At 74.9% G+C, this 2,199-nt stretch carries 3 protein-coding genes and 1 CRISPR repeat array; of the genes, 2 read left to right on the top strand and 1 reads right to left on the bottom strand.

Translation table 11 applies throughout. The annotated features are described in order from the left end of the window. Both FHP29_RS13500 and FHP29_RS23350 read left to right on the top strand, forming a co-directional pair. The coding region (locus FHP29_RS13500; RefSeq protein WP_139623785.1) for a mycothiol transferase at positions 1-463 on the top strand (463 nt) is incomplete at its 5' end. Positions 464-473: 10 nt separating this feature from the next. Beyond that, positions 474-587 carry a type II toxin-antitoxin system RelE/ParE family toxin gene (locus FHP29_RS23350; RefSeq protein WP_139623784.1) on the top strand — a complete coding sequence of 38 codons (114 nt, stop codon included), beginning with the start codon at positions 474-476 and terminating at the stop codon, positions 585-587. A gap of 17 nt (positions 588-604) precedes the next feature. On the opposite strand, the gene FHP29_RS13490 is transcribed toward FHP29_RS23350, so the two are convergent. Continuing rightward, positions 605-1,621, bottom strand: a complete 1,017-nt coding sequence (locus FHP29_RS13490) for a nitronate monooxygenase (protein WP_139623408.1) — start codon at positions 1,619-1,621, stop codon at positions 605-607. A 109-nt stretch (positions 1,622-1,730) separates the two neighbouring features. Beyond that, a CRISPR array of direct repeats spans positions 1,731-2,186; the repeat unit is 29 nt; unit sequence GGGCTCATCCCCGCTGGCGCGGGGCGGAC. Between the last annotated feature and the right edge of the window lie 13 nt (positions 2,187-2,199).

Raw genomic sequence — 2,199 nt, 5'->3', positions numbered from 1 at the left:
CCTCGGCGTCGTCGAGACCGTGCTCGACGGCGCCGACGACGCCCTCCTCGCCCACCGCCCGGGCCCGGACGCCAATCCGATCGGCTGGCTGGTGTGGCACCTGACCCGGGTGCAGGACGACCACGTCGCCGCCGTCGCCGGGACCGGGCAGGTCTGGACCGACGACGGGTACGCCGAGCGCTTCGCCCTCCCGCTCGACGACGGCGACATCGGCTACGGCCACACCAGCGAGCAGGTCGGGCTGGTGCGCGTCTCCGCCGGCCCGCTGATGGACTACTACCGCGCCACCCACGCCCGCACCCTGGAGTACCTCGCCACGGTGACCCCCGACGACCTCGACCGCGTCGTCGACACCCGCTGGGACCCGCCGGTGACCCTGGGCGTCCGGCTGGTCAGCGTGGTCGACGACTGCGCCCAGCACGCCGGCCAGGCGGCGTACGTCAAGGGGCTGCTGACCGGCTGAGGACGACTACCTGTGGTGGCAGCAGCAGGATCGCAAGCTGATCAACGACGAGCATCGTCTGATCCACAAGACGGTCGACGACGAGGTGCGGATCGCGGCCTGCCGCTACCACTACGAGGGCTGAGCGCCAGAGCGCCACTGTCAGAGCCCGGCGGTGAGCTCCCGCACGATCTCGGCCACGGGCCGCGCCTCCGCCCGACGCCAGCCGGCGCCCGCCCACAGGTGCAGCCGGTGCGGGTCGCCCGCCGCGGCGGCCGCTCGACGGAGGGGGCGGGTGAGATGGTGCAGCTCCGGATAGCCGTACGGCGCCCGCGCCTCGTTCCGCTCGATGAACCCGTTGCGCAGGCCTCGCGCCGGACGGCCCGTGAAGGCGTGGGTGAGCACGGTCGTGGTGAACGCCGGATCCGCCAGCGCGGCGCGGTGCGTGGGCGTCGTACCCGCCTCGTCGGCGAGGAGCAGCAGGGTCCCGACGGCGACCGCCTCGGCGCCGGCGGCCAGCAGGTCGCGGACGGCGTCCGGCCCGTCGACTCCACCGGCGGCGACCAGGGGCAGCCGGCTCACGCCGGAGACCGCGCGTACGACGTCCGCGGTCGCGGCGTCGGTGATCGTGCGACGCGGGTCGAAGGTGCCGCTGTGCCCGCCGGCGCCCGGGCCCTGCACGACCAGCCCGTCCACGCCCGCCTCCTCCGCAACGCGCGCCTCCTCGGGTGTGGTCACGGTCGCCAGAACCTGTGAGCCGGCTCCGCGCAGCGCGGTGATGTCGTCCCGGTCGGGGAGCCCGAAGGTCAAGGAGACCACCGGCACCGGGTCGGCCAGCAGCAGGTCGACCTTCTCCCGCCAGGCGTCGTCGTCGTGCAGAGGCTCGGTCGGCAGCGCGACCCCGACTGCCTCGGCCTCGTCCCGGATCGCGTCGGCGTAGGCCGCGAAGGCCGCCGGGTCGACCCTGTCCCGCTGCGGCACGAACAGGTTGACGCCGAACGGGGAGCCGCTCGCGTGCGCGGTCGCCAGGTCGTCGGCGAACGTCTCCGCCGACAGGTAGCCCGCCGGCACGAACGCGAAGGCCCCCGCAGCGCTCGCCGCCGCGGCCAGCGCGGGCGTCGACGGCCCACCGGCCATGGGCGCCGCGACGAGGGGGAGTGCGGAGTCGAGCAGAGGCATGACCCCAGCATCGCCGATCCGGCTCGCGCAAGCCGCCGGTGGTTGAGGTGCGCGGCGCCCGGGCTCGAGCGGAAGGCCCGCCGGATCACGCGTGGGCGACGGCCGAGGAGGGCTCATCCCCGCTGGCGCGGGGCAGACTCGAGGGAGGTGAACTCGAAGGTCTCGTCCTGGGGCTCATCCCCGCTGGCGCGGGGCGGACATGCGCGAGCACGAGATCGGCCGCGGCTGCGGGGGCTCATCCCCGCTGGCGCGGGGCGGATCCTGACCTGCACGTTTGTGCTGGCCAGGGCCGGGGCTCATCCCCGCTGGCGCGGGGCGGACGGCCTCTACATCACCGACAGCCACGCGGAGACGGGCTCATCCCCGCTGGCGCGGGGCGGACTCATAGACCGGGATGCCCGCGTCGCGGAGTTGGGGCTCATCCCCGCTGGCGCGGGGCGGACGAGCTCGAGAACGCGGTCGTGGGGGCGGAGCGGGGCTCATCCCCGCTGGCGCGGGGCGGACGTGATCGAGGACGGCGGTAGCCCGTTGAACGCGGGCTCATCCCCGCTGGCGCGGGGCGGACCATCAGAGGTTGA

The sequence above is a fragment of the Nocardioides albidus genome (genome assembly GCF_006335005.1).
Classification (GTDB): domain Bacteria; phylum Actinomycetota; class Actinomycetes; order Propionibacteriales; family Nocardioidaceae; genus Nocardioides; species Nocardioides albidus.
Note: the sequence above shows the minus strand (reverse complement) of the source record. Positions and strands in the feature narration are given on the sequence as shown.

Coding starts and splice junctions, on each gene's coding strand:
- FHP29_RS13490 (WP_139623408.1), bottom strand. CDS start 1,621: ATGCCTCTGCTCGACTCCGCACTCCCCCTCGTCGCGGCGCCCATGGCC.